A 610-nucleotide genomic window follows, 5' to 3' on the forward strand; every position below is an offset into this window, starting at 1 on the left:
AATAGTCGGATTAATCCCAAGCACATTACCTTAATTCAGGGAAAAAGTCTGGCATCTAAAACAGAGATTTCACAGGCAGATATTACCTTTTCCGACTTGGTAATGACTCTAACTTATTGATAGTGTTTTATGTTCAGATAATGCCCGATGACTTTGTCATGCAGCTCCACCGATTTTGAGAACGACAGCGACTTCCGTCCCAGCCGTGCCAGGTGCTGCCTCAGATTCAGGTTATGCCGCTCAATTCGCTGCGTATATCGCTTGCTGATTACGTGCAGCTTTCCCTTCAGGCGGGATTCATACAGCGGCCAGCCATCCGTCATCCATATCACCACGTCAAAGGGTGACAGCAGGCTCATAAGACGTCCCGGCGTCGCCATAGTGCGTTCACCGAATACGTGCGCAACAACCGTCTTCCGGAGCCTGTCATACGCGTAAAACAGCCAGCGCTGGCGCGATTTAGCCCCGACATAGCCCCACTGTTCGTCCATTTCCGCGCAGACGATGACGTCACTGCCCGGCTGTATGCGCGAGGTTACCGACTGCGGCCTGAGTTTTTTAAGTGACGTAAAATCGTGTTGAGGCCAACGCCCATAATGCGGGCAGTTGC

1 pseudogene is annotated in these 610 nt (G+C 51.5%); it reads right to left on the minus strand.

From position 1 onward, the window contains the following. Nucleotides 1-113: 113 nt before the first annotated feature. A pseudogene (locus FOY53_RS22715) lies at nucleotides 114-610 on the minus strand (IS1-like element IS1B family transposase); the annotation flags it as partial.

The sequence above is a fragment of the Puniceibacterium confluentis genome (genome assembly GCF_007923445.1).
GTDB classification, from domain to species: domain Bacteria; phylum Pseudomonadota; class Alphaproteobacteria; order Rhodobacterales; family Rhodobacteraceae; genus Puniceibacterium; species Puniceibacterium confluentis.